Annotated in this window: 23 protein-coding genes, 2 rRNA genes and 1 pseudogene; 7 read left to right on the top strand and 19 right to left on the bottom strand. The window is 75.6% G+C overall.

Translation table 11 applies throughout. From position 1 onward, the window contains the following. Window positions 1-56: 56 nt before the first annotated feature. The 3 genes from scpB to LN037_RS09205 are packed head-to-tail and all read right to left on the bottom strand — an operon-like array spanning window position 57 to window position 2,283. Window positions 57-620, bottom strand: coding sequence for an SMC-Scp complex subunit ScpB (gene scpB, locus LN037_RS09215; protein WP_372460409.1), 564 nt, complete (start codon window positions 618-620; stop codon window positions 57-59). Continuing rightward, on the bottom strand, window positions 617-1,408 hold the full coding sequence (locus LN037_RS09210; RefSeq protein WP_230751648.1) for a segregation and condensation protein A: 792 nt from the start codon (window positions 1,406-1,408) through the stop codon (window positions 617-619). Before LN037_RS09210 ends, scpB begins: the two co-directional genes overlap by 4 nt. Next, window positions 1,405-2,283, bottom strand: a complete 879-nt coding sequence (locus tag LN037_RS09205; RefSeq protein WP_230752014.1) for a ParA family protein — start codon at window positions 2,281-2,283, stop codon at window positions 1,405-1,407. Before LN037_RS09205 ends, LN037_RS09210 begins: the two co-directional genes overlap by 4 nt. A 167-nt stretch (window positions 2,284-2,450) precedes the next feature. On the opposite strand from LN037_RS09205, the gene LN037_RS09200 reads away from it, so the two are divergent. The 3 genes from LN037_RS09200 to LN037_RS09190 all read left to right on the top strand — a co-directional run bounded on the left by LN037_RS09200 (window position 2,451) and on the right by LN037_RS09190 (window position 6,229). Continuing rightward, on the top strand, window positions 2,451-3,227 hold the full coding sequence (locus LN037_RS09200) for an IclR family transcriptional regulator (protein ID WP_230751647.1): 777 nt from the start codon (window positions 2,451-2,453) through the stop codon (window positions 3,225-3,227). A gap of 168 nt (window positions 3,228-3,395) precedes the next feature. Beyond that, a complete protein-coding gene (locus LN037_RS09195; protein ID WP_230751646.1) occupies window positions 3,396-4,628 on the top strand; it encodes an MFS transporter in 1,233 nt (410 codons plus the stop codon). Further along, window positions 4,625-6,229, top strand: a complete 1,605-nt coding sequence (locus LN037_RS09190) for a thiamine pyrophosphate-dependent enzyme (RefSeq protein WP_230752012.1) — start codon at window positions 4,625-4,627, stop codon at window positions 6,227-6,229. Before LN037_RS09195 ends, LN037_RS09190 begins: the two co-directional genes overlap by 4 nt. A gap of 8 nt (window positions 6,230-6,237) precedes the next feature. Here LN037_RS09190 and LN037_RS09185 read toward each other — a convergent pair whose 3' ends face one another. Continuing rightward, complete coding sequence (locus tag LN037_RS09185; RefSeq protein WP_230751645.1) at window positions 6,238-6,795, bottom strand: ATP-binding protein; 558 nt, start codon at window positions 6,793-6,795, stop codon at window positions 6,238-6,240. A gap of 160 nt (window positions 6,796-6,955) precedes the next feature. On the opposite strand from LN037_RS09185, the gene LN037_RS09180 reads away from it, so the two are divergent. The 3 genes from LN037_RS09180 to LN037_RS09170 all read left to right on the top strand — a co-directional run bounded on the left by LN037_RS09180 (window position 6,956) and on the right by LN037_RS09170 (window position 9,382). Continuing rightward, window positions 6,956-7,369 (top strand): helix-turn-helix domain-containing protein, encoded by a 414-nt coding sequence (locus LN037_RS09180; RefSeq protein WP_230751644.1) that lies wholly within the window; start codon window positions 6,956-6,958, stop codon window positions 7,367-7,369. 82 nt (window positions 7,370-7,451) lie between these two features. After that, window positions 7,452-8,186, top strand: a complete 735-nt coding sequence (locus LN037_RS09175) for a GAF and ANTAR domain-containing protein (RefSeq protein ID WP_230751643.1) — start codon at window positions 7,452-7,454, stop codon at window positions 8,184-8,186. Next, window positions 8,135-9,382 carry a CaiB/BaiF CoA transferase family protein gene (locus LN037_RS09170; protein ID WP_230751642.1) on the top strand — a complete coding sequence of 416 codons (1,248 nt, stop codon included), beginning with the start codon at window positions 8,135-8,137 and terminating at the stop codon, window positions 9,380-9,382. Before LN037_RS09175 ends, LN037_RS09170 begins: the two co-directional genes overlap by 52 nt. Here the strand turns inward: LN037_RS09170 and LN037_RS09165 are convergent. From LN037_RS09165 to LN037_RS09155, 3 genes are read right to left on the bottom strand one after another with little or no spacing between them, the layout of a single operon-like run. Further along, complete coding sequence (locus LN037_RS09165; protein ID WP_230751641.1) at window positions 9,379-10,545, bottom strand: acyl-CoA dehydrogenase family protein; 1,167 nt, start codon at window positions 10,543-10,545, stop codon at window positions 9,379-9,381. The genes LN037_RS09170 and LN037_RS09165 overlap by 4 nt on opposite strands. A 10-nt stretch (window positions 10,546-10,555) precedes the next feature. After that, the gene (gene xerD, locus LN037_RS09160; protein WP_308286130.1) at window positions 10,556-11,479 is read right to left on the bottom strand and encodes a site-specific tyrosine recombinase XerD; all 924 of its coding nucleotides are present in this window, start codon (window positions 11,477-11,479) and stop codon (window positions 10,556-10,558) included. Between the two features lie 18 nt (window positions 11,480-11,497). Next, on the bottom strand, window positions 11,498-11,923 hold the full coding sequence (locus tag LN037_RS09155) for a pyridoxamine 5'-phosphate oxidase family protein (RefSeq protein ID WP_230751640.1): 426 nt from the start codon (window positions 11,921-11,923) through the stop codon (window positions 11,498-11,500). A 542-nt stretch (window positions 11,924-12,465) separates the two neighbouring features. Between LN037_RS09155 and LN037_RS34120 the strand changes: the two are divergent. Next, window positions 12,466-12,771: pseudogene (locus LN037_RS34120) on the top strand (helix-turn-helix transcriptional regulator); the annotation flags it as partial. Between the two features lie 78 nt (window positions 12,772-12,849). On the opposite strand, the gene LN037_RS09145 reads toward LN037_RS34120, so the two are convergent. The 12 genes from LN037_RS09145 to LN037_RS09090 all read right to left on the bottom strand — a co-directional run. Then, window positions 12,850-13,530: an NUDIX domain-containing protein gene (locus LN037_RS09145; protein ID WP_308286129.1), complete on the bottom strand. Its 681-nt coding sequence runs from the start codon at window positions 13,528-13,530 to the stop codon at window positions 12,850-12,852. Further along, complete coding sequence (pyrG, locus tag LN037_RS09140) at window positions 13,527-15,293, bottom strand: CTP synthase (RefSeq protein WP_230751638.1); 1,767 nt, start codon at window positions 15,291-15,293, stop codon at window positions 13,527-13,529. Before pyrG ends, LN037_RS09145 begins: the two co-directional genes overlap by 4 nt. 201 nt (window positions 15,294-15,494) lie before the next feature. Next, window positions 15,495-16,412, bottom strand: a complete 918-nt coding sequence (locus LN037_RS09135) for a copper transporter (protein ID WP_230751637.1) — start codon at window positions 16,410-16,412, stop codon at window positions 15,495-15,497. After that, window positions 16,409-17,620 carry a putative cytokinetic ring protein SteA gene (gene steA, locus LN037_RS09130; RefSeq protein WP_255693706.1) on the bottom strand — a complete coding sequence of 404 codons (1,212 nt, stop codon included), beginning with the start codon at window positions 17,618-17,620 and terminating at the stop codon, window positions 16,409-16,411. The genes LN037_RS09135 and steA overlap by 4 nt, the downstream gene beginning before the upstream one ends. A gap of 121 nt (window positions 17,621-17,741) precedes the next feature. Next, on the bottom strand, window positions 17,742-19,601 hold the full coding sequence (gene recN, locus LN037_RS09125; protein ID WP_230751635.1) for a DNA repair protein RecN: 1,860 nt from the start codon (window positions 19,599-19,601) through the stop codon (window positions 17,742-17,744). Between the two features lie 99 nt (window positions 19,602-19,700). Then, complete coding sequence (locus tag LN037_RS09120; RefSeq protein ID WP_230751634.1) at window positions 19,701-20,606, bottom strand: NAD kinase; 906 nt, start codon at window positions 20,604-20,606, stop codon at window positions 19,701-19,703. A 19-nt stretch (window positions 20,607-20,625) separates the two neighbouring features. Further along, on the bottom strand, window positions 20,626-21,447 hold the full coding sequence (locus LN037_RS09115) for a TlyA family RNA methyltransferase (RefSeq protein WP_230751633.1): 822 nt from the start codon (window positions 21,445-21,447) through the stop codon (window positions 20,626-20,628). 5 nt (window positions 21,448-21,452) lie between these two features. Further along, on the bottom strand, window positions 21,453-21,620 hold the full coding sequence (locus LN037_RS09110; RefSeq protein ID WP_230751632.1) for a hypothetical protein: 168 nt from the start codon (window positions 21,618-21,620) through the stop codon (window positions 21,453-21,455). A 15-nt stretch (window positions 21,621-21,635) separates the two neighbouring features. Then, complete coding sequence (locus LN037_RS09105) at window positions 21,636-22,655, bottom strand: HAD-IIA family hydrolase (RefSeq protein WP_230751631.1); 1,020 nt, start codon at window positions 22,653-22,655, stop codon at window positions 21,636-21,638. Next, window positions 22,652-23,548 (bottom strand): hypothetical protein, encoded by an 897-nt coding sequence (locus LN037_RS09100; protein WP_230751630.1) that lies wholly within the window; start codon window positions 23,546-23,548, stop codon window positions 22,652-22,654. Before LN037_RS09100 ends, LN037_RS09105 begins: the two co-directional genes overlap by 4 nt. 1,029 nt (window positions 23,549-24,577) lie before the next feature. Then, window positions 24,578-24,694 (bottom strand): 5S ribosomal RNA (rrf, locus tag LN037_RS09095). 128 nt (window positions 24,695-24,822) lie between these two features. Further along, window positions 24,823-24,916 (bottom strand): 23S ribosomal RNA (locus tag LN037_RS09090); the annotation flags it as partial.

The raw sequence follows: 24,916 nt of genomic DNA, 5'->3' as shown, positions 1-24,916 counted from the left end.
ATGTGGCTTTCCTGGCGCTGGACGACAGCAACGACGCTTTCCTGTCACGGGCGTGGTCACAGCTCGTCGATGTCGTCGACCTCGGGCAGCAGCGGCGCGATCGGGGGCAGCTCGTCGAGCGAGCCGAGGCCCAGACGTTCCAGGAACAGCTCCGTGGTCCGGTACAGCGTCCCCCCGGTGGCGCCGTCCGTCCCCGCCTCGACGATCAGCCCGCGGGCGGTGAGCGTGCGCATCACGCCGTCGACGTTGACCCCGCGGACCGCGGACACCCGCGCGCGCGTCACGGGCTGGCGGTAGGCGACGACGGCGAGGGTCTCCAGGGCGGCACGGGTGAGGCGGGCGCGCTGGCCGTCGAGGACGAACCGCTCCACGTAGGGCGCGAACCGGGCGCGGGAGGCGTAGCGCCAGCCCTCGTCGGTGCGGCGCAGCTCGAAGCCGTGCGACGCGTAGGACGTGGCGAGTCGCTCGAGCGCCGTCGTCACCCGTGCCAGCGGTTCCTCGAGGACCTCCGCGAGCTGGCTCGGCGGGACCGGGGCGTCGACGACCATCAGCACGGCCTCGAGCGCGGCGTCGAGCTCGGCGTCCGTGCCGAGCCCGGGGAGCTCGTCGTCGGGGCTCATGCCTCGGGGTCCGACGCCGCCGTCCCGCGGTCCTCGGCGTCCGGGGCCCAGCGCACCGCGAGCTCGGCGAAGGCCTCGTCCTGGTCGAGGGCGACCTGGCGCGAGCGGTACATCTCGAGCACGCCGAGGAACCGGCCGACGACCTCGACGCCGTGCTCGCAGTCCGCGCAGAGCTCCGCGAAGGTCAGCCGTCCCGCGACCTCGAGCCGCCCGCTCATGATCACCACCTGCTCGGGCACCGAGACGGTCGGCGCGTGCAGGTGGTCCAGGCCCACGGTCGGCGGGGGCGAGGGCCGGAAGACGGCCGCCGCGATCTCGGCGAACCCGGCGGCGTCGACGCCGAGCTCGACCGGCGGGAGCAGCGACGCGAGCTCCGGCGAGAGCGACACCGCCCGCGGGTAGCGCAGGCGCGCCGAGGACTCGAGCTCCCGGAACAGGGCCGCGACCTGCTGGTAGGCCCGGTACTGCAGCAGCCGCGCGAAGAGCACGTCCCGGGCCTCGAGCAGGGCGAGGTCGTCCTCGTCCTCCACCTCGGCGCTGGGCAGCAGGCGCGCCGCCTTGAGGTCGAGCAGGGTCGCGGCGACGACGAGGAACCCGGTGGTCTCCTCGAGGTCGGCCGACCCGCCGAGGGCGGCGGTGTAGGCGATGAAGTCGTCGGTGACGCGGGAGAGCGCGACCTCGGTGACGTCGAGCTCGTGGCGGCCGATGAGCTGCAGGAGCAGGTCGAACGGGCCGGTGAAGTTCTCCAGGCTGACCTGGAAGCCCGGCCGCTCCGGGGCGAGCGTCACCGTGCGATGACCTCTCGCGCGAGCGCCCGGTAGGCCTCCGCGCCCTGGGACCGCGAGGCCCACCGGGTGATCGGCTCGCCGGCCACCGTGGTCTCCGGGAAGCGCACCGTCCGGTTGATGACGGTGTCGAAGACGAGGTCGCCGAACGCCTCCACCACGCGGGCCATGACCTCGCGGGTGTGCAGGGTGCGCGGGTCGTACATGGTGGCCAGGATGCCGGTGATCTCGAGGTCCGGGTTCAACCGGTCCTGCACCTTCTCGATCGTGTCCATCAGCAGGGCCACGCCGCGCAGCGAGAAGTACTCGCACTCCAGCGGGATCAGCACGCCGTGCGCGCAGGCCAGGGCGTTGACGGTGAGCAGGCCGAGCGAGGGCTGGCAGTCGACGAGGACGTAGTCGTAGTGCGCCAGCGCGGGCGCGAGGACCCGGCCGAGCGTCTGCTCGCGGCCCACCTCGCTGACCAGCTGCACCTCGGCCGCGGACAGGTCGATGTTGCTCGGGAGCAGGTCCAGACCCTCGACCGCGGTGCGGAGCACGACGTCGTCGAGGGTGACGCGCCGTTCCATGATCAGGTTGTAGATCGTGGTGTCGAGCTCGTGCGGCTGCACCCCGAGCCCCACCGACAGCGCGCCCTGCGGGTCGAAGTCGACCAGCAGCACCCTCCGGCCGTACTCGGCCAGCGCGGCGCCGAGGTTGATCGTCGAGGTCGTCTTCCCGACCCCGCCCTTCTGGTTGCACATCGCGAGGACCGTCGCGGGGCCGTGCCCGGACAGCGGCGCGGGCTCCGGGATCTCCCGGCGGGGTCGCGACGACGGGTCGGGCGGCTCGGGCGCCGACGTCACCGCCGGCACGTCCGGCCGAGCGGGCTCGCCCATCCGGAGCGACTCGGCGTCGAAGAGAGGTGCCGACATGATCGTGCTCGTCCTCCCTCCGGGTGACCCCCGCGCCTCCGTGGTCCGCCCAGGCTAGGAGGGGGGCCCGAGCGGGGCCATCATGACGCGCCGACGTGTGACGGAAGCGCTTCCGGGGGACCCCCGACGCCATGACAGCGGGCGGGGCCGAGGACGACGGCACAGCGCCACGCTCCGTGCTCGGCCGTGCGCTCGCGGTGCTCGCCGCGTTCAGCGACGCGTCCCCCGAGCTGGCCCTCGGCGACATCGTGGCGGGCACGGGTCTGCCGCCGGCGACGGCGCACCGCATCGTCGCGGAGCTCGTCGGGTGGGGCGCCCTCGAGCGGGTCGGGCGTGGGCGCTACCGCATCGGGCTGCGGCTCTGGCGGATCGGCGCCCTCGCCCCGGCGGCCCGGACGCTGCGCGAGGCCGCACTCACCCCGATGCAGGACCTCGCGGCGGTGACCGGGCACGTCGTCCACCTCGTGGTGCGCGACGGGTACCGCGCCCTGTTCGTGGAGCGCCTGGCCGGACGGGAGGAGCTCACGGTCCGCTCCCGCGTCGGGCGGGACATGCCGCTGCACGCGAGCGGGCCGGGCAAGGTGCTGCTCGCCCACGCCCCCACGGCCTTCGTCGAGGAGGTGATCACCCGGGGCCTCCCCCGCCTGGCACCCGGGACGATCACCGACCCCGCCACCCTGCGCGCCGCGCTCGCCGACATCCGGCGCACCGGGCATTGCCTGTCGCGGGAGGAGATGACCGAGGGCGCCTCCTCCGTCGCCGCACCGGTCGTCGGCGCCGACGGGACGGTCGTGGCCGCCCTCGGCGTCGTGGTCCCGGCGGCCGTCCCGCTGCCGCCGTACGTGCCCGCCGTGAAGGTCGCCGCCGCCACCGCGTCGCGGAACCTGGGGCTCCGTCCCGGGCGCTGACGCGTCCGCCGGACCGCGCCGTGGAGCCGGGCGTCCCCGCCGCCGTCGTCGTCGCGGGTGCGCGGGGTCTTCCGCTCAGCGGGAGGAACCGGTGACCGCGGGGCGGCCCTGCTCGCATACTCCGCCGCACGCCGCGGACACGGACGTCACGGCAGGAAGGTGGCAGCGATGACGAACCCGTCCTCGAGCGCGGTGCGGTGGCTCGCGTGGTCGGCCGTGGCCCTGGAGGGCTACGACCTCGTCGTCCTCGGCGTCGTCATCCCGGTGCTGCGCCGTGACCCGGTCTTCGCCCTGAGCCCCGGCAGCGCCACCACGGTGGCCACGGTCGGCCTCCTCGGCGTCATGGTCGGCGCCCTGGCCGTCGGGCCCGTGGCCGACGTGTGGGGCCGGCGCCGCACGATGATCGCCTGCGTCGTCGCGTTCTCCCTGCTCGGTGCCGCCTGCGCGCTCGCCCCGAACGCCGGTGTCCTCGGCGCCCTGCGCTTCCTCGCCGGCATCCCCCTCGGCGGCGTCCTGCCCGTCGCCCTCGCGATGACCGCCGAGCACGCCCCGCCGCGCCGCGGCAACACCGCCACCACGATCCTCATGACCGGCTACCACGCGGGCGCCGTCGCCGCGTCGCTGCTCGGCGCCCTGCTCGTGTCAAGCCTGGGCTGGCAGTTCATGTTCGTCGTCGGCGCCGTGCCCGCGCTCGTGCTCGTGCCGCTGATGGCGCGCCGGCTCCCCGCCGACGCCGCGCCGGTCGCACGGGAGGCGACGGCGGGCCGGAAGAACCCGGTCGGCGACCTCTTCCGCAGCGGCTACGGCGTCGCGACCGTCGCCTTCTGGGTCGCGTCGTTCATGGGCCTGCTGCTCGTCTACGGCCTCAACACCTGGCTGCCCGAGATCATGCGGCTCGCGGGCTACGAGCTCACCCAGGCCCTGTTCCAGCTGCTCGCGCTGAACGTCGGCGCGGTGATCGGCCTGCTCGTCGGCGGCCGGGTCGCCGACCGCATCGGCGTCCGCCCCGCCACCATCACCTGGTTCGCCGTGGCCGCGGTCTTCCTCGCCCTGCTCTCGATCCGGCTGCCCGGCGCCGCGGTCTACGTCGCGATCCTGCTCGCCGGCGTGTTCGTGTTCTCCTCGCAGGTGCTGGTCTACAGCTGGGTCGGGCGCATCTACCCGGCCGCCGCCCGCGGGACCGCCCTCGGCTCGGCGAGCGGCGTCGGCCGCCTCGGCGCGATCTCCGGGCCGGCGTTCACCGGCGCCCTGGTCGCCGGGGGCGTCGCCTACCCGTGGGGCTTCTACTTCTTCGCCCTGGTCGCCGCCCTCGGGGCGGTCGCCGTGGTGTTCGTGCGGCGCACCGAGCCCGCGTCGGACCTCGCCGGCACCGCCGTCGAGCGCGATCGGACGGCGTCCTGACCACCGTCCGCGAGGCCGCGTTCGACGTCCTGCGCCGGCGCGGCCTCGACCGGATCTTCGCCAATCCCGGGTCGACCGAGATCACGCTGCTCACCGACCTGCCCGACGACCTCGACTTCGTGCTCGCCCTGCACGAGGGCTCGGTCGTCGGGCTGGCCACCGGCTACGCCACCGCGACCGACCGGCCGGCCCTCGTCGTCCTCCACACGACGGCGGGCCTGGGCAACGCGGTCGGCGCCCTGGCGACCGCGCGGGTCAACCGCACCCCGCTCGTCGTCCTCGTCGGCCAGCAGGACCGCCGCCACCTCGCCGCGCGCCCCTTCCTCGCCGGCGACCTCGAGGGGCTCGCCGGCTCCTACCCGGTCTGGTGGTCGGCGCCCGCCCGGCCGCAGGACGTCCCGGGCGCCCTCGACCGCGCCTTCCACGAGGCCGTCAGCGCCCGCGGACCCGCCGTCGTGACCGTCCCGAGCGACGACTGGGCCGCCGAGGCCGACCCACGGACGCTCCCGTCCCCCGGGCTCGTCCGGCGCGGCCTCCTTCCCGACGACGGGTCGGTGCGGGAACTGGCGGACCGGGTCGCCGCCGCGACGTCCCCGGCCCTCGTCGTCGGGGCGGACGCGGACTCGCCCGCCGCGTGGACGGCCCTGGTCCGGCTCGCCGAGCACCTCGGGACGCCCGTGTGGCAGGAGGCGTTCGCCGCGCGCGCGGGCTTCCCGCAGGACCACCCGTCCTTCGCCGGGCACCTGCCGCCCGAGCGCGCCGCCCTGCGCGCGACCCTCGCCGGGCACGACCTCGTCCTCGTCGTCGGCGCCCCCGTGTTCCGGCAGTACCAGTACTCCCCCGGCGAGCTGGTGGAGCCGGGCACGACCGTGCTGCTGGTCTCCGACGACCCCGAGGACGTCCACCACAGCCGGGCCGACCTGGCGGTGCTCGCCGATCCCGCCGCGACCGTCACGGCGCTGACGGCCGCGCTCCCGCCGCTCGCCACCCCGCGCTCCACCCCGCGTGCGGGGAACCCCGGTGCCACACGAGCGCCCGAGGCTTCCCCGCACGCGGTCACGGGTGGTGCGCACCTCGACGCCCCGACGGTGTTCACGGCCCTGACGGCACGGCTGCCGGCCGACGCGGTCGTCGTGGAGGAGACGCCCTCGTCGCGCCCCGACCTGCACCGCCTCGTGCCCGCGCGGGCGCCGCTGGGGTTCCTCTCCGCGGCACAGGGCGGGCTCGGGTTCGGCGTGCCCGCGTCGATCGGGGTACGGATGGGGGCGCCGGACCGTCCGGTGGTCGCCGTCGTCGGCGACGGCTCGACGCTCTACGGGGTCCAGGCGCTGTGGACCGCGGCGCACTACGGCGTCGGCGTGCTGGTACTCGTCCTGGACAACGGGCGCTACGCGATCATGGACCGGCTCGCGTCGGCCGCGGGCGGCAAGGCCCCGTGGCCCGGGTTCGGCGAGGTGGACGTGCCCGGGCTCGCCGCCGCGCTGGGGTGCGCGTCGCGCCGGGTGCACACCGCGGCGGAGCTCGCCGACGTGCTCGACGACGTCGTGCCGACCCTCGCCGCGCGTCGGACGCCGCTCGTCGTGGCCTGCGACCTGCGGTAGTCCTCCGGTCAGTTCCGGGTGCGGCGGGCCGGTCGCCCGTCGCGCAGGGCCGCGAGCCAGCGCACCACGCGGGCCCGGCGCAGCGGGGTCCCGCCGACGTCCTCGCGGACGACGTCGTCGGTGCCCTCGAGCAGGGACCGCAGACGGGCCGCGATCGCCGGGAGCATCTCCTCCCCCGGCTCGGCGGCCGCCGTCGACGCGTCGACGCCGAGTTCGAACCACACCCGGTGCCCACCCCGGTAGGGCTCGTGACCCCAACGCGAGGCGAGGGCCGCGAGCAGCCGCAGCCGGCCGGTGAGCGCGTCCACCACGGCGGGGCGGACGGCGCTGCCGTCGGCGAGCGAGACGCGGAGCAGGTCCTCGTGGAGCGTCAGCTCCAGGCGGAGGTCGTGCTCGCCGTCGGCGTGGGAGACGACGTCGGAGCTGAGGTCGTCGATCAGCAGCGCCAGGTCGACGCGGCAGGTGGTGCTGTCCCAGCTGTCGACGAGGTCGAGGACGAGCACGCGGGCGTCGCGGACCGTGTGCTCGGTGACCGGGAGGTCGACGGTTGCGGAGAGTGTGGTCATGCGGGGTTCCGATCCGGGTCGGCCCTACCGACCCTTCACTCGTTCGGCGCACTCACCCGCTGATGCGCAACGGAGGGCGCTCCCCATAGAGTCGCACACAACCGATTACGCAACAACCATTGCCTGCAACACAGGTTGCGGACAGACGGAGGGAGGGCCCGTGGCCGAGGAGACCCCGGAACGGCCCGACGAGGTCGACGGCGCGCTCGCCGACCTCGTGGTCGAGCTCGGGACCTGCATCGAGAGCCTCGGCGCCGCCCGGGACCGGGCGGCGGAGCTCCAGCGCCTGCGGGCCGCCGGCACGGACTGGACCACCGCGGTCCGCTCCGAGGAGCCGCCCCTCATCGTGGAGCGCATCTCCCGGGCGCTCGAGTCGCTCAACTCCGTGGGCGGCCGCTGGCGCCGCCGGGAGGCGAGCGCCCTGCACGGCGCGGGCATGAGCATCAACGAGATCGCCCGGCTCTTCGGCGTGACCCGCCAGCGGGCGTCGGTGCTCGTCCGCGAACCCGACAACGGCACCGGCACCGGCACCGGTCACGACTCCGATGGGGGCACCCGCCACGGCACCGCCTGACGCCTCCGGTCGGGGCCGGATCTCCTACTCTGAAGGACCCGCCTCGACGCCGCCGGGCGGACGCGCACCAGACCGGGGAGAAATGGAACAGCACGAGGTCGACGCCCTGTCCGAGGCCCTGAGCCACGCCGCCACCAGCGTGCTCCGCGCCCCGACCCCCGACCAGGGGCTCGGGACGACGGAGGAGGTCCTCACCCGCATCGTCGAGGTCGCCGCGCAGCGCGTGCCCGGCGCCGACGGCGCGGGGATCACCCAGACCGACCGGGGGAAGGTCACGAGCCGGGCGCCGTCGAGCGACTGGGTCGCCGACCTCGACGCGGCCCAGGCGGAGCTGGACGAGGGTCCCTGCGTGGACGCCGGGCACCGGGACGAGCCGACCCACGTCGAGGCGATCGACCTCGACGACGAGACGCGGTGGCCCCGGTGGCGGCCGCGCGCCCGAGCGGCCGGCGTCCGGGCGATGCTGTCCTACGCGATGGGGCCGCCCGACGCGCCCGTCGGCTCGCTCAACCTGTACTCCTTCACCCCCGGCGCCTTCTCCGAGGCCGGCCGGGTGACCCTCGAGGTGTTCGCCCTGCAGGCAGCGATCGCGCTCTACGGGGCGAGCCGCGCCGAGGGCCTCGACATCGCCCTCGGCAACCGCGACCAGATCGGGCAGGCCAAGGGCATCCTCATGGAACGGCACGGGGTCGACGGCGAGCGGGCCTTCCGGATGCTCGTCGAGGCCTCGCAGCAGTCGAACATCAAGCTGCGCGACGTCGCCGGGTGGCTGCTCGAGGAGCACCGGCGCCGCTCCGACGAGGGGACGGGGAGCTGAGCGTCGACCGCCTCCCGCTCGCGGGGCTCCGCGTGCTCGACATGGCCTCGCTCGCCGCGGCACCGCTCGCGGCCACCTACCTCGGCGAGTTCGGCGCCGACGTCGTCAAGATCGAGCCACCGGGCGTCGGCGACGCCATCCGCGGCTGGGGCGCGCAGCGCGACGGCGTGGGCCTGATGTGGAAGAGCATCGGCCGCAACAAGCGCTCGGTCACCGTCGACCTGCGGACCCCGGACGGGCAGGACCTGGTCCGCCGCCTGGTCGAGCGCTGCGACGTCGTCGTCGCGAACACCCGGCCGCAGACGCTGCGCCGCTGGGGCCTCGACCACGAGCGCCTGCACGCGGTGAACCCGCAGGTCGTGATGCTGCACGTGACCGGCTTCGGCCTGTCCGGCCCGAAGAGCGAGCGCCCCGGGTTCGGCACCCTCGGCGAGGCCATGAGCGGCTTCGCGCACATGACCGGCGAGGCCGACGGGCCGCCGACCCTGCCCGCGTTCATGCTCGCCGACAGCGTCGCCTCCCTGCACGCGGCGTTCGCGGTGATGACCGCGCTCTACGACCGCGACCTGCGCGGCGCGGGCGGCCGGCTCATCGACGTCAACCTGCTCGACCCGCTCGCCCGGATCCTCGAACAGTCCCTGCTCACGTGGGACCAGACCGGGGTCGTGCCCCACCGGGCGGGCAACCGGTGGGACATCTCCGCGCCGCGCAACACCTACCGCACCGCCGACGACCGCTGGATCGCCATGTCCGGCAGCGCGCCCACCGTCGCCCTGCGGGTGTTCCGCGCGATCGGCCGCCCCGAGCTGGCCGAGGACCCCGAGTTCGCCGACCCGCAGCGCCGCCTCGCCCGCGCCGGCGAGGTCGACGCGATCGTCGCCGACTGGGTCTCCCGGCAGACCCTCGAGCAGGCCATGGCGGTGTTCGAGGCCGCCGAGATCGCCGCCGCCCCGGTCTACGACGTCACCGACCTCGTCGCCGACGACCAGATGCTCGCCCGCGAGGTCTTCCGGCGGATCCCCGACGACCAGCTCGGGAGCCTGCTCGTGCAGGGCCCGGTCCCGCGGCTGTCCGGCGTCGAGGCCCGCGTCGACCACCTCGGCCCCGAGCTCGGCGCCCACACCCGCGAGGTCCTCGGCGAGCTCGGGCTCACGCCCGCCGAGCTGGACGACCTCGCGGCGCGCGGGATCGTCTAGTACGACCGCTCGAGTCCCAGCACGGTCTGCGCGAGGTAGTTCAGCGCCATGGCCTGCGGGAGCGGGGCGAGCCGCTGCAGCCGGGCCTCCCGGAAGTAGCGCTCCACGTGGTACTCCTCGGCGTAGCCGAACCCGCCGTGGGTCTGCACGGCGGCGTCGGCGGCGAAGAAGCCCGCCTCCGCCGCCACGAACTTCGCGGTGTTCGCCGCCTCGCCCGCGGGCTCGCCCCGGTCGACCTTCCACGCCGCCTCCCGGACCACCAGCGCGGCCGCGTGCAGGCGCGCGTGGGCCTCGGCCAACGGGTGGGAGACCGCCTGGTTCGCGCCGATCGACCGGCCGAACACCCGCCGTTGCTTCGCGTAGGCCACGGCCCGCCGCAGCGCCGCCCGGCCGGTCCCGAGGGCCTCGGCCGCGATGAGGACCCGCTCGGCGTTCAGCCCGCCGAGGATCTGGCGGAAGCCCTGCCCCTCCTCGCCGACGAGGTCGTCGGCGGACACCTCGAGCCCGTCGTAGGCGACCTCGCACGAGGCGACCGCGTTGCGGCCGAGCTTGGCGATCGGGGTGATCGTGACGGCGGGGTCGCGCAGGTCCGCGAGCAGCAGCGACAGCCCGTCGGTGCGCCGCGCGCACTCGGCGGTCGGCGTGGTGCGCACGAGCAGGAGGACCTTCTCCGACTCCAGGGCCTTCGACGTCCACACCTTCCGGCCGTGCACCCGGTAGCCGCCCGGCGTGCGCTCCGCGCGGGTCGTGATGGCGGACGTGTCCAGCCCGGCGTCGGGCTCGGTGACGCCGAAGGCCACGTGGAGGTCACCGGTCGCGATCCGCGGGAGGTAGCGCGCCTTCATCGCCTCGCTGCCGTGCAGCACCACGGGGTGCATCCCGAAGATCGACATGTGGATCGCGCTGGCGCCGTTCATGCACGCCCCGGAGGCCGCGACCTCCTCCAGCACGATCGACGCGGCCTCGATGCCCTGCCCGCCGCCGCCGTACTGCTCGGGGATCGCGATGCCGACCCAGCCGCCGGCGGCCATCGCCTCGTAGAAGGCCCACGGGAAGGCGTGGTCGCGGTCGCAGGCCGCCCAGTAGTCGTCGTCGAACCGGGCGCAGAGCTCGCGCACCGCCTCCCGGATCAGCCGGTGGTCCTCGGCCTCGGTGAAGTCCACTCCTCGGACGCTAGCCCGCCCGGGCGCGGGGGTGCGAGGTCGCGTACACCTCGCGCAGCCGGTCGACCGTGACCATCGTGTAGATCTGCGTCGTGGTCACCGAGGCGTGACCGAGCAGCTCCTGCACCACGCGCAGGTCGGCGCCGCCGTCGAGCAGGTGCGTCGCGAACGAGTGCCGCAGCGTGTGCGGCGAGATGTCGGCGGTGACGCCCGCGAACTCGGCGGTCTCGCGCAGCACGTTCCAGGCGCTCTGCCGGGACAGCCGCGCCCCCCGCGCGTTGAGGAACAGCGCCGGCGTGCCCCGGCCGCGCACCGCGAACCCCGGCCGCGAGCGCACCCGGTAGGCCTCCAGGGCGGAGAGCGCGGGCCGCCCGACCGGCACCAGCCGCTGCTTGCCGCCCTTGCCGCTCAGCAGCACGGTGCGCTGCTCGACGTCCACGTCGTCGACGTCGAGGCCCACCACCTCGCTGATCCGGGCCCCCGTCGAGTAGAGCAGCTCCAGCAGCGCCCGGTCCCGCACGCCGCGGGGGTCGTCCGCGGACGGCGCCTCGAGCAGCCGGGTCACGGTGTCGACGTCGAGCGCCTCGGGCAGCGTGCGGGGCGGCGCGGGCGGGTGCACCTCGGCAGCGACGTCCTGCGCGACGACCCCCTCGGCCAGGGCGAACCGGTGCAGCCCGCGCACGGCGACGACGGCCCGTGAGGCGCTCGAGGTCGCCAGGGGCCGGTGCCCGTCCTCCCCCGTGCGCAGCGCCACCAGGAAGGTCCCGACGTCGGGTGCGGTCACCTCGGCGAGGTCGGTGCGGCCGACCCGCTCCAGGTGCCCCAGGTAGCGGTCCAGGTCGCGGCGGTAGTTGGAGAGGGTGTGCACCGACATGCCGCGCTCGACGTCGAGGTGGTCGAGGTAGGTGGCCACGACGTCCGCTGGGTGTGCCACGGGCTCGGTTCTACCGCCTCACACCGCCGGGCCCCGGGTGACGCGCCGCGGGTGCAGGACGATCCGGCGGACCTTCGCCGGGTCCGCGAACGACGCGAGCAGCTCCCGGTGCTCGTCGGTGTCCGGGTCGGCCCAGTAGCGGTCGGCGAGGCGGTGCGCGAGCTCGCTCGCCCCGTCGTCGTGCACGGTGACGTCGGCCTCGACCGAGACCCACCGCTCCGGCTCGTCGGCGGGGGCGACGACGACGAAGCTCGCGCGCGGGTCCGCGCTCAGCCGCCGGACCTTGAGCGCGTCGGCCATCGAGAACAGCTGGAGCCCGCCGTCGGCGGTCGTCTCGAACCACACCGGGCGCGGAGCCGGGAGCCGCTGCGGGCCGGGCGGGATGGTGAGCAGGCCGAACAGGGGGCGGTCGAGCAGCTCGCGGTCGGCGGCGGTGATCGTCATGGCGTCCAGCCTGGCCGTCGGCGACCGGTCCGCCCATGTCCGTGGCGCTCCGGCACCTTCGCGCGCGTCTATCCTCGGGCGGCGTGGAGGCCCTGCTCGGCGCGGTCCGTGTGGTGGAGCCGGAGCTCGTGGTGGCGGAGCCGTCCGGCCGGGCGACGCTCGCGACCGGCCACCGGCGCAGCCTCGTCGCCGTGGCGCGGGGCCGGGTCCGGGCGCTCGGCACCGACCTCGGCCCCGGGGACGCCCTCCTCCTGCACGACGCCGGGTCGGTGCCGGTCGTCGCGGTCGACCCGACCACCGTCGTCGTCGCCCGCTTCGCCCTGCAGGGACCGGCGCGCCTGCTCGCGCTGCCCGACGAGGTGCTCGCCCCGGCGGACTCGGAGTTCTGCCGCCTGCTCATCGAGCGGGTCGCCGACCAGGCGGGGACCGGTGCCGCCGCGGGGGACGTCGTGTCCGCCCGGCTGCTCGACTGGCTCGTCGTCGAGACCGTCCGCGACGTCCTCCTCGCCCGCGGTTCGCAGGGCGAGGTCGCCGACGCGGCCGTGGCCGCGGCGCTGGCCGCCCTGCACGCCGACCCGGCCGCGCCCTGGAGCGTCGCCGCCCTCGCCGACCGCGCCGGCGTGAGCCGCGCGGCGTTCGCCCGCCGCTTCCACGACGCGGTCGGCACGTCGCCCTCGGCCTACGTCCGCGAGCACCGCCTCGCCGTCGCCGAGCACGCCCTGCTCACCGAACCCGACGTCACGGTGGCCGCGGTCGCCCGCCGGGTCGGCTACGCGAACCCGTTCAGCTTCTCCACGGCGTTCCGACGCCACCGCGGGGTGGCGCCCAGCGAGGTCCGGGCGTCCTGACGGCGGGTGGGGGTGTCAGCGGTGGCACACGGCGGACGCCGGACGTCAGCCGTGGGCCACCGCTGACGTCGCGGCGGCTCAGCCCTGCTTGCGCGCGGCGTACTCCGTCGGGCGGTCGATCCACGGCGCGTCGACCGGGCGGGGGTGGAACCGGCCCGCCACGACCTCGACGGCGGCGAACACGCCCGCGATGCACGGGCCGTTGACCAGGTCACCCGACATCGCGCCGGCCACGAGGTCGTCGAGCGGCACCCGCCGGATCACCAGGTCGGCCTCCTCGTCGTCCCCCGCCTCGGGGCGCTCCACCGCGCGCAGGCCCCGGGCGAGGAAGACGCGCACCGACTCGTCGGCGAACCCGGGGCAGCCGACGACGTCGACGAGGGCCGACCAGTCGTCGGCCTCGATCCCGACCTCCTCGACGAGCTCGCGCTTCGCGGCCTCGACGGGGGCCTCGTCGGACCCGCCGTCGAGCAGTCCGGCCGGCATCTCCCAGATGCGCCGGCCGATGGCCGGGCGGTACTGGTAGATCATGACGAGGCGGTCCTCGTCGTCGAGCGCCGCGACGGCCACCGCGCCGTAGTGCTCGACCTTCTCCCGCGTGGCGATCCGCCCGCCGGGCATCCGGACCTTGTCCCCGCGCAGCGCGAAGATGGCGCCCTCGTAGAGCGTCTCGGTGTCGACGACGTCGAACGAGTGCGGCGGGTGCCCGTCGTGCGGGTCGCGCAGGGACTCCGGGGTGACCGGGTCGCGCGGGCTCACGAGACGCCGGCCTCGTGCAGCCGTGCGGCCTCGGCGTCGACCGGGTCGTCACCCTCGAGGTCGGCGTCCCCGGTCCCGTCGGCGGTGTCGGTCCCGTCGTTGCCGAACAGCCGCGACGAGGCGTCGTGGCGCAGCGCCGCCGCCACGAACGCGGCGAACAGCGGGTGCGCCCGGGTGGGCCGCGACTTCAGCTCCGGGTGGGCCTGCGTGCCGACGAAGAACGGGTGCACCGAGCGCGGCAGCTCGACGAACTCGACCAGCGTGCCCTCGGGCGAGGTCCCGGAGAACACGAGGCCCGCGTCGGCCAGGCGCTGCCGGTAGGCGTTGTTGACCTCGTAGCGGTGGCGGTGCCGCTCGGAGACCTTGCCGGTGCCGTAGGCGGCGCGGGTGACGGTGTCCGGCGCGAGCACGGCCGGGTAGGCGCCGAGGCGCATCGTGCCGCCCATGTCGCGCTCGCCGGAGACGACGTCGGTCTGGTCGGCCATCGTCGAGATGACCGGGTTCGCGGTGTCGGGCTCGAACTCGGCGGAGTTCGCGTCCTCGATGCCGGCGAGCGCCCGCGCGGCGTGGATGACCATGCACTGGAGCCCGAGGCACAGACCCAGCGCGGGGATGCCGTGGCGGCGGGCGTGGTCCAGCGCGCCGATCTTGCCCTCGATGCCACGCACGCCGAACCCGCCGGGGACGAGCACGCCGTGGACGTCGGCCAGGGCCTTCTCGGCCCCGGCGGGGGTCTGGCAGTCGTCGCTGGGCACCCACCGGACGTCGACCTTGGCGCGGTGCGCGAACGCCCCGGCGCGCACGGCCTCGGTCACCGAGAGGTAGGCGTCGGGCAGGTCGACGTACTTCCCGACGATCGCGATCGTGACCCGCTCGGTCGGCTGGTGCACGCGGTCGAGCAGGTCGCCCCATACCGTCCAGTCGACGTCGCGGAACGGCAGCCCGAGGCGGCGCACCACGTAGGCGTCGAGACCCTCGGAGTGCAGCACCTTCGGGATGTCGTAGATCGACGGCGCGTCGGGGCAGGCGACCACGCCGTCCTCGTCGACGTCGCACATCAGGGAGATCTTGCGGGTCATCTCCTCGGGGATGTGCCGGTCCGCCCGCAGCACGAGGCCGTCGGGCTGGATACCGATGTTGCGCAGCGCGGCGACCGAGTGCTGGGTCGGCTTCGTCTTCAGCTCGCCGCTCGGGGCCAGGAACGGCACGAGGCTGACGTGGAGGAAGAAGCAGTTGTCCCGGCCGACCTCGTGGCGCAGCTGCCGGGCGGCCTCGAGGAACGGCAGCGACTCGATGTCACCGACGGTGCCGCCGATCTCGGTGATGACGACGTCGGGCCCGGGCCCGTCCCCGCCGTCGCGCATCGCGAGCACCCGCGACTTGATCTCGTCGGTGATGTGCGGGATGACCTGCACGGTGTCACCGAGGTACTCGCCGCGGCGCTCCTTCGCGATGACCTCGGAGTACACCTGGCCGGTGGTGACGTTCGCACGCGCCGAGAGGTCACGGTCGAGGAAGCGCTCGTAGTGGCCGATGTCGAGGTCGGTCTCGGCGCCGTCCTCGGTCACGAAGACCTCGCCGTGCTGGAACGGGTTCATCGTCCCGGGGTCGACGTTGAGGTACGGGTCGAGCTTCTGCATCGTCACCCGCAGGCCGCGGCTGGTGAGCAGCTGGCCGAGGCTGGAGGCCGTCAGGCCCTTGCCGAGGGACGAGGCGACGCCGCCGGTGACGAAGACGTGCTTCGTGGTCCGCGGATGCTGCATCAGTTCCCCCCGTTCGAGCGGGGGTCGGTCCGGGAGATTCGGGCGTTCGGGCACCGGTCCACGGAACCTCACCCTAACACCGCCGTCCGGGTGACCAGCGCAGACCTCACGCCGTCGTCGTCCGCAGGCGCCGCCCCGGCGTGCGACCGGGCCGTTCGTCACCGTCGTGCGGGACGAACGACCCGTGCGTGGGGGCGTGGGTCAGGCCGCGGGCGACCGCGGTGGCAACGGTGCGACCCCCGGGGCCGCGCCGTACGCGCCCGAGCGCCCGGCCGCCTGCTCGGCCGCGGCGAGCACGGCGGCGAGCCGGCCCGCCGTCGCCCCCACGCCGTCGACGGTGGAGACCCCGCGCAGCGCCTGGTCGCCGCGCACGACCGCGACCGCGCCGTCGGCGGACCGGGTGGCCAGCACCGTCCCGGCGCCGCCGGCGTGCACGCCCGCGGCCAGGCGGGCGAGGGTCGCGGACCGGCCCGCCGCGTCGGGTGCGGGCGCCGCGGTCCCGCCGACCACGAGCGCGAGCTGCGCCGGCGCCGGGGCGGCACCGGGCGCGAGGAACCCGCCGTCGGCCAGGGCGGTGAACGCCGTGCCCACCTCGGCGGGCGAGCTCGACGGGCCGCGTCCGGTCGTGACCAGGGAGCCGAGCAGCGAGCCGGTCAACGTGCCGACGTCGGTGGTCGACGGCAGCTGCACGCCGGCCGGGAGCACGCGGGTGACGAGGGTGCGCAGCGCGTCGGCCCGGTCGGGCGCGAGCATCGCGTCGGTCAGCGACAGCGTGCCGGTCACCCGTCCCCCGGCCTGCCCGACGAGCCCGGTGAGCGCGTCGAGGTCGGCGGGGTCGGCGTCCGGTGCTGCGAGCAGGACGACGGTGCGGTCGCGCAGCGCGCCGCCCACGAGCGCGGGCGCGGTCCCGGCGAGGACCCGGTCGGCCGCCGACTGCTGCGCGCGGGCGGTGTCCCGCTCGGCGGTCAGCGTGCCCACCTGCCCGGAGAGGTCGGCGCGGTCGGAGGAGAGCGCCCCGAGCATCGTCTGGGACAGCGAGGAGGCCCCGAGGACGACGCCGAGCGCGAGCGCGAGGACCACCGCGCACAGCGACACGATGTGATAGCGGAACGAGATCATCCGACGACGCTCCGGACGACCGCGGTGCCCCAGTCGAGGACCGCCCGGCCGCCGGTCTGCAGCAGCAGCACGAGCGAGGGCCCGGCGCCGAGCGCGAGGGCGGCCACGACCGCGGCGGCCAGGACGGCGACGACGAGCATGACCAGCGTGAGGATCGAGACCCGGCTGCGGTGGAGCGCGAGCACGGCGGGCGCGTCGACGAGGGTCGGGCCGAGCCGCAGCCGCGTCAGGAAGGTGGAGGGGATCGACCCGGACCGGCCGCGGTCGAGGAAGCCGCCCAGGCTCGCGTCGAAGCCGACGGCGACGACGAGCGCCGCGCCGTGCGCGTGGGCGAGCAGCAGGGCGAGGTCCTCCGGGTTGGCCGACGACGGGAAGGCGACCGGGTCGACGCCGAGGTCCTGCATCCGCGCCAGCCCGGCGATGAAGCCGTCCGGGTCGGCGGGCACGACGACGTCGCGGGCCTTGCGGGCGACGGCGGGGTCGAGCTCGGCGACCGTCCCGAGCACGACCGTGGGCGTGAGCCCGGCGTCGCGCAGCGCGTCCGCACCGTCGCCGACCCCGATGAGCACGGGCTTGTACTCGCGGATGAACCCGGTGAGCGCCCGGACCTCCTCGGCCGTGCCCGGACCGCCGGCGACGACGACGACCTGCTTGTCGCGCATGGAGGTCGAGATCGCGGGGACGCCGACGCCGTCGACGAGCAGGGCGCGCTCGCGGCCGAGGAACTCGCTGGTGTTGGCGGAGAACGCCTCGAGCTGGGCGGCCATGCCGCCGCGGGCCTCCTCGAGGAGGTCGGCCACGCTGGCGCGGTCCTGGCCGAAGCCCCGGAGCACCTCGCGGTCGCCGATGTGCACCGCGCCGTCGTGCAGCCGCACGATGGCGCCGTCGACGAGGTCGGTGAAGACCCCGGCGCCGCAGTCGTCGACGAGGGTCACGCCCGCCTCGACCAGGATCTCCGGTCCGAGGTTCGGGTAGCGACCGGAGATCGACGGGGCCGCGTTGACGACCCCGACCACCCCGGCCTCGAGCAGCGCCGCGGCCGTCGCCCGGTCCAGGTCGACCTGGTCGATGACGGCCACGTCCCCCGGGCCGAGCCGACGCAGGTAGGCGGCGTCCGCCCCCGACGATCCGCGGCGCCCGATCCGGGCCGTGCCGCTCACGCCGGGCAGCACCGATCGCGTCCGGGTCCCGCGTCCAGGCCATCGCATGCGCACGATGCTGACGGGCGATCACGATCCGGACACGTCGCCACGCCGAGCCACACCACAGGTCTCACCCGACCCGGGCGCCACATCCGTCACAGGGGTGAACGCGGGACCACCGCCCGGCTCAGCCTGCGCGGCGCTTCGGCCGCCGACCACCGCCCTTCGCCGCACCCCGGCTGATGGGCGTCGGTTCGGGCACGCCCCGCTTGTCGTCGGCCGCGGCGGCGAGCAGCTCCTCGGCGTGCGCCCGCCCGGTCTCGGTCTCCTCCGTGCCGGCGAGCATCCGGGCCAGCTCGACCACCCGCTGCGAGTCGTCGAGGGTGCGCACCGAGCTGCGGGTGACGCCCTCGGTGACCGACCCCTTGTCCACCACCAGCTGCCGGTCGGCGTACGCCGCCACCTGCGCCAGGTGCGTGACGACCACGACCTGGTGGGTCTCGGCGAGACGCGCCAGCCGGCGCCCGATCTCCACCGCGGCCCGGCCGCCGACGCCGGCGTCGACCTCGTCGAACACGAGCGTCGGCACCGTGTCCGCCCCGGCCAGCACGACCTCGACGGCCAGCATCACGCGCGAGAGCTCGCCGCCCGAGGCGCCCTTCGCGATCGGCAACGGCGGCGCCCCGGCGTGCGGGGCGAGCAGCAGCTCGACCTCGTCGACCCCGTCGGGCCCGGCCGCCACCCGGCGCCCGTCGAGCTCGATCGCGTCCGCGCCCGTGCTGTCCTTGCGGCTCACCTCGACGGTGACGGTGGCCGCGGCCATCGCGAGCCCGTCGAGCTCGGTGCTGACCGCCTCCGCCAGACGCGTGGCCGCCTCGGAGCGGACGGCGCTCAGCTCGGCGGCGTGCCCGGCCAGCTCGGCGCCCAGCCGGTCGGCCTCCGCGGCCAGCGCGGCGATCGCCTCGTCGGAGACGTCGAGCGACTCGAGCCGCTCCCGGGCGGTGTCGGCCCACGCGAGCACCCCCGCGACGTCGGCGGCGTACTTGCGGGTGAGCCCCTTGAGCGCGGCCTGGCGCTCCAGCACCCGGGCAAGGCGCTCCGGGTCGGCCTCCAGCCCGTCGAGATACCCCGACAGCTCCGCCGCGACGTCGGTGAGCAGCGCCGCGGCCTCGGCCAGGCGCGGCTCCAGCGCGGTCAGCCGCGGGTCGTCCGTGGCGAGCGCGCGGCGCGCCTCCCCCACGAGGGCGGTCGCGTCGGGCTCGTCCCCGGTGCCGTCCGGCGGGCCGGCGACCGCCGCGAGCGCGGTGAGCGCGGCGGACCGCAGGTCGTCCACGTCGGCGAGCCGGCGAGCCTCGGCGACCAGCTCCTCGTCCTCGCCGGGCTGCGGGTCGAGCGCCTCGATCTCGGTGAGGCCGTGGCGGAGCAGGTCGGCCTCGCGGGCCATCTCCCGGGTGCGCTCGCGGCGCTCGGCGAGCTCGGCGACGGCGGTGCGCCACCGGCTCCGGACGTCGCGGTAGCGCGCCAGCGCGTCGGCCGCCGGGGCCCCGGCGAACCGGTCGAGCACCGCGCGCTGCTCGGCGGGCCGGAGCAGGCGCAGCGCCTCGTGCTGGCCGTGGACGGCGAGCGAGGCGTCGGCGACGTCGGTGAGCACCGCGAGCGGCACCGACCGGCCCCCGAGGTGCGCCCGGGAGCGCCCGTCCGCGGACACCGTGCGGGCCGCGATGAGCGACCCGTCGTCGTCGAGCGCGGCCCCGGCGTCGCGGGCGACGTCCGCGGCGTCGCGCGGCCCGTCGTCGTCGCCGGGCCCGTCCGCCGTCGCGGATGCGCCGTCGACGGGCAGCACGTAGCGGCCCTCCACCACGGCGCGCGACGCCCCACGTCGCACGCGCGAGGAGTCCGCGCGACCGCCACCCAGGAGGTGCAGCCCGGTGATCACCATCGTCTTGCCGGCGCCCGTTTCGCCGGTCACCGCGGTGAGCCCCGGATGCAGCTCCAGGGTCGCGTCCTCGATCACGCCGAGGCCCTGGATTCTCAGCTCGGAGAGCACGCCGTCACTGTAACGACGGGGTCCGACACCCAGGGCCGAACACGCCGATCGAATTCGAACAGGTGGTCGAACGGTCGGTGGACCGCGGTGGCCGGATCCCTACCGGCGCCCGCGCCAGCCCTGCACGGGCAGGCCGAACTTGCGCACCAGGCGGTCGGTGAACGGCTGCACCCGGAGGCGGACCAGCAGCACCGGCGTCTCCCCCTTGCCGATCTCCACCCGCGACCCGGGCGGCAGGTCCAGGGTCCGGCGCCCGTCGCAGACGAGCACCCCCGCGTCCCCGCGCCCCGACACCTCGAGCGCGACCCGCGACTCGGGCGAGACGACCAGCGGCCGCGAGAACAGGGCGTGCGCGTTCGACGGCACCAGCAGCATCGCCTGGACCTCCGGCCACACCACCGGTCCCCCCGCCGAGTAGGCGTAGGCCGTGGAGCCGGTGGGGGTCGCGCACAGCACGCCGTCGCAGGCGAACTCCGACACGGGCCGGTGGTCGACCTCCAGCACGACGTCGAGCAGCTTCGCCCAGTTGGTCTTCTCGACGATCGCCTCGTTGAGCGCCCAGGTCCGTCCGAGCACCTGGCCGTCGGCGGAGGCGGTGACGTCGACCGTCATCCGCTCCTCGACGCGATAGGTGCGGTTGACGACGGCGTCGAGGACCTCGTCGAGGTCGTCGAGGTCCGCCTCGGCGAGGAACCCGACGTGGCCGAGGTTGATCCCCAGCAGCGGGACGCGCGCCGAGCGCGCGAGTTCCGCGGCCCGCAGGAGCGTGCCGTCCCCGCCGAGCACGATGACGATCTCGGCGCCGTTGGCGGCGTCGTCGTCGGGCGCCACCCGCTGGGGGCGCTCGTGCGGCTCGAGGTCGTCGAAGAGCCCGGCGTCGCTCGAGTACTCGTCGGGCATCACCCGCAACGAGAACCCGGCGCGGTGCAGGCTGCACGCCACCGTCGACGCGACCTTCCGGGTCGCCTCGCGCCCGGTGTGCACCACGATCAGCGCGTCCCGCACCGGTTCTCCCGTTCCTGGTTCACTGTGGCCCGTTCTCGACCGCACGACGCACGATCGCGTCGTCCTGTTCACCCGTACCCGTTCCCGGCCGCAGCCACAGGAAGTACTCGACGTTCCCCGACGGACCGGGCAGGGGGCTGGCCGTCGCCCCGGCCAGCGTCAGCCCCCGTTCGCGGGCGGCGGCCACCACCCCGAGGACCGCCTCGGCGCGCAGTCCCGGGTCGCGCACCACCCCGCCGGAGCCGAGCCGGTCCTTCCCCACCTCGAACTGCGGCTTGACCATCGGGAGCAGCGCGCCGTCGGGTCGGGTGCACGCCGCGAGGGCGTCGAGGACGAGCCGGAGGGAGATGAAGGACAGGTCGGCGACGACGAGGTCGACGGGCCCGCCGATCTGCTCCGGGCTCAGTGCGCGGACGTTGGTGCGGTCGAGCACCGTCACGCGGTCGTCGGTCCGCAGCGACCACACGAGCTGGCCGTACCCGACGTCGGCGGCCACGACCTCCTGCGCGCCGCGGCGCAGCAGGACGTCGGTGAACCCGCCCGTCGAGGCGCCCGCGTCGAGGCAGCGCAGGCCCGTCGGGTCGACCTCGAACGCCTCGAGGGCGCCGATCAGCTTGTGCGCGCCGCGACTGGCCCAGTCGTCGACGGTGCCGTCCGGTTCGGGCGTGACGACGACGGCGGCCGCGGTCTCCACCGCGGTCGCGGGTTTCGTCGCGACGCTGCCGCCCACGGTGACCCGGCCGTCCGCGATGAGGGCGGCGGCCTGCTCCCGGGACCGGGCGAGTCCCCGCCGCACCAGCTCCGCGTCCAGGCGCAGGCGGCGGCTCGACGTGCGCGCCACGCCGGTCAGCCCCGGTCGACCGAGGCGAGCGCCGAGGTCAGCGCCTCGTGGAGCGCCTCGAACCGGTCGGCGTGCTCCATCGGGTCGGCGCCCCGGGACGCGTCCAGGCCCTCGACGGCGGCCGCGGCCTCGCGCAGCCGCGCCAGCCCGTCGTCCGACCCACCGTGATCCACGGGTCCCACGCTAACTCACCCGTCGGCGTCGAGGCCCAGGGCGGAGATCGTCCGGCCCGCGAGGTCGTCGGCCGGGGTCACCCGCGGGGCACGCGCCACGTCGCCGACCGCCGCCCAGTGCGCCGCGCCGAGCGCCCGCAGCGCCGCGGCCCGGTCCTCGGCGGTCTCCCCGGCGCCCGCCGGCGCCGCCAGCTCGAGCGACCCGTCGTCGTGCACCGTCGCGGTCCACCCGTCGTCGACGCCGACGCGGACGGCATCGAGGTCGGCGAGCGCGGCGAGACCGGCGGCGACGTAGGTGGGCCGCTGCTCGGGCGGGGCGGCGAGGACGTCCGTCGCGGTGGAGACGCCGGTGAGGACGAGCAGGGATTCGGCGTCGACGGCGTGCCCGCCGGCGATGTCGGTGTCGAGCCGGTCGCCGATCACGAGCGGGCTGCTCGCCCCCACCCGCTCCATCGCCTGGCGCAGCAGCGGCGCCGCGGGCTTGCCCGCGACCTGCGGTTCCCGACGGCTGGCGTGGCGCAGCGCCGCGACCATGGACCCGTTCCCGGGCAACAGGCCCCGCTCCGAGGGGAGCGTGGGGTCCACGTTGCAGGCGACCCAGGTCGCGCCGCGGGCCAACGCCAGCGCCGCCTCGGCCAGCTGCCGCCAGCCCGTGTCGGGCGAGTGGCCCTGGACGACGGCGACCGGCTCGTCGTCGTTGCTCCGCACCGGCGTCAGACCGACCGCCGTGACCTCGTCGGCCAGGGCGTCGGTGCCGAGCACCAGCACCCGTGCGCCCGCGTCGACCTGCCCGGCGAGGACCGCAGCGCCGGCCTGGGCGCTCGTGACCACGTCGTCCTCGGTGACGGTGAGACCGAGGTCGGCCAGGTGCCCGGCGACCGCGCCCGGCGTGCGCGAGGCGTTGTTCGTGACGTAGGAGACCGTCGACCCCCGCTCCCGGGCGGCCTCCAGGGCCTCGACGGCGCCCGGGATGGCATCCGGGCCCGCGTAGACGGTGCCGTCGAGGTCGACCAGGAGCGCGTCGTGGCGCGTCACCGCTCGTCGTCCCCGCGGGGCGCCTCGGTCGCGGTGTCGGTCGCGGTGTCGGTCGGGCCGTTCCCGACGACGGGTCCGTCCGCCCCGGGTGCCCCGTCGTCGGCCGTGTCGTCGGCCATGTCGTCGGGCTCGACGGTGTCGTCGTCGGTCTCGACGGTCCTGTCCGCGGGCGCGCCCGTCTCGTCGGACCCGTCGACGTCGTCGACGTCACCGGGCTCGTCCGCGGTCTCGAGCTCTCCGGGCGGGGTGTCGACCCCGGCAGCCACGAGCGCGGCCCGCTCCTCCGCGTCGGTCTCACCGTCGGCGTCGGTCTGCGCGGCGTCGAGGAAGGCGCGGACGGCCTCCTCGCGGCGACCGGCGGCCACGAGGGCCTCGCCGTAGGCGTAGAAGAGACGGCACGTCCACGGGTCGTCGGTCCGCCGGACGTCGAGCTCGGGGACCTGCAGGCCCACGACCGCCGCCGCGTACTCGCCCAGGTCCCGCCGGGCGCCGGACGTGACGATCAGCAGTTCCATCGCCTCGTCGCGCGGCAGGTCCGCCGACTCGGGGCTCCGCGCGATCTCGAGGGCCCGCTCGGGCCGGCCGAGCGCGCGCTCGGCGTCGGCCATCACCGCCACGTGGGCGGCGCCTCCCATACGACGGCTGGCCCGCAGCTCCGAGAGCGCCTCGGCCCACTCGGACGCGTGGTAGGCCGCGAGACCGCACGCCTCGCGCACCACGGCGACGCGCGAGGCCCGGTGACGGGCGAAGCGTGCGTGGGCGAGGGCGGCCTCCGGGTCGTCGTCGAGGAGCTCGCCGACCGCGACGAGGTGCCGCGCCACGTTGTCCGCGAGGTCCTTCGGCAGTCCGCGCAGGTCACGGCGGACCTCGCCGTCGAGCAGATCCGGGGTCACCTCGTCGGGCAGCGCCGGCTCCGTCGGGCGCGGCTGCGCGTCCTGGTGGCGGCGGATCGGGCGGTCCTCGGCGTGCGGGGTCCGTGTCCGGTCGTCGCCACGCGGCGCATCGCGACGGTCACGCGGCGGCCGTCCGTCGCGGTCCCGCGGGGGGCCCTGCCGGCGGTCACCGCGGGGCGGGCCGTCACGACGGTCGCCGCGGGGCGGGCCATCACGACGGTCGCCACGCGGCGGGCCATCACGACGATCGCCACGGGGCGCGCCGTCACGACGGTCGTCGCGAGGACCGGACGGACGCCGGTCCGGCGCCTGACCGGCGCGCGGGGCGTCGCTCCGTCGGGGACGGTCATCCGTCTGCTCGCGCCGCGGACCACGGTCGTCGCGGGAGTCGGAGGAACGGTCGGGCCCGGCGTCGCGGCGGGGACCGCGGTGCTCGCTGTCGGACCGGCCGCCCCGTCGACCGCCCTCGCGGCGACGGTCTTCCCAGGAACGCGAGGAGCGGTCCGAGTCGGAGCGCCCCCGGACGTTCTCGGTGCGCTCCGGGCGCCGGTCAGCTCCGGACCCGGACGGTGCGGATCGGTCGCCGTACGGGCGAGCAGTGGTCCGACGGTCGTCCCGACCCGGGGCGCCGTCGCGATCACGGCCGCGCGCCTGGTCCTGGCGCGGTCCGCCCCGCTCCGGGCGGGGTGAACGGCTGCGGTCGTCCGGCCGGCCTCCGCGGTTGCGGTCGCCGCCCTGTGTGGGTCGGCCACGTCGGTCGTCGGGCCGCCCGCCGCGGCGGTCTCCGCCGGCCGGCCGGCCCCGTCCGCCGTCTCGCGAGTCGTCGGACCGCCGCCGGTCCTCCGGAGCGGACGACGATCGGTCGCCCCGGCTGTCCTGCGGGTCCACGCTCACCGATCGGCCTCCTGACACGACGAAACGGGGCAGGACCGGATGGGTCCTACCCCGTGTCTGTCACGCGGCCGATACCGGTCCGCGCCGTTCACTCTCGAAATATGTGTGTCCACACGAGGTGGGGGTGGTTGGGTGTTCCGGCGGTGTCCTACTCTCCCACGACCTGGCGGTCGCAGTACCATCGGCGCTGGAGGGCTTAGCTTCCGGGTTCGGGATGGGACCGGGCGTTTCCCCTCCGCTGTGGCCACCGGAACACCGAACCACCCCCACCTGTGTTGTGGGGGGTTGGGGTGTTAGTGGTGTGGACGCGAGCAGCAGTTTTTCGTTGTGTGTGATGACCGATCGACGCCAACGGCCCGGGTGTGGGTGTTGGTGGTGTGTCGGGCAAGTCCTCGGCCTATTAGTACCAGTCCACTGCATACCTTGCGGTACTTCCATGTCTGGCCTATCAACCCACTGGTCTGGTGGGGGCCT

Source organism: Actinomycetospora soli (genome assembly GCF_021026295.1).
Classification (GTDB): Bacteria; Actinomycetota; Actinomycetes; order Mycobacteriales; family Pseudonocardiaceae; genus Actinomycetospora; species Actinomycetospora soli.
This window is presented reverse-complemented; position numbering and strand designations above follow the sequence as displayed.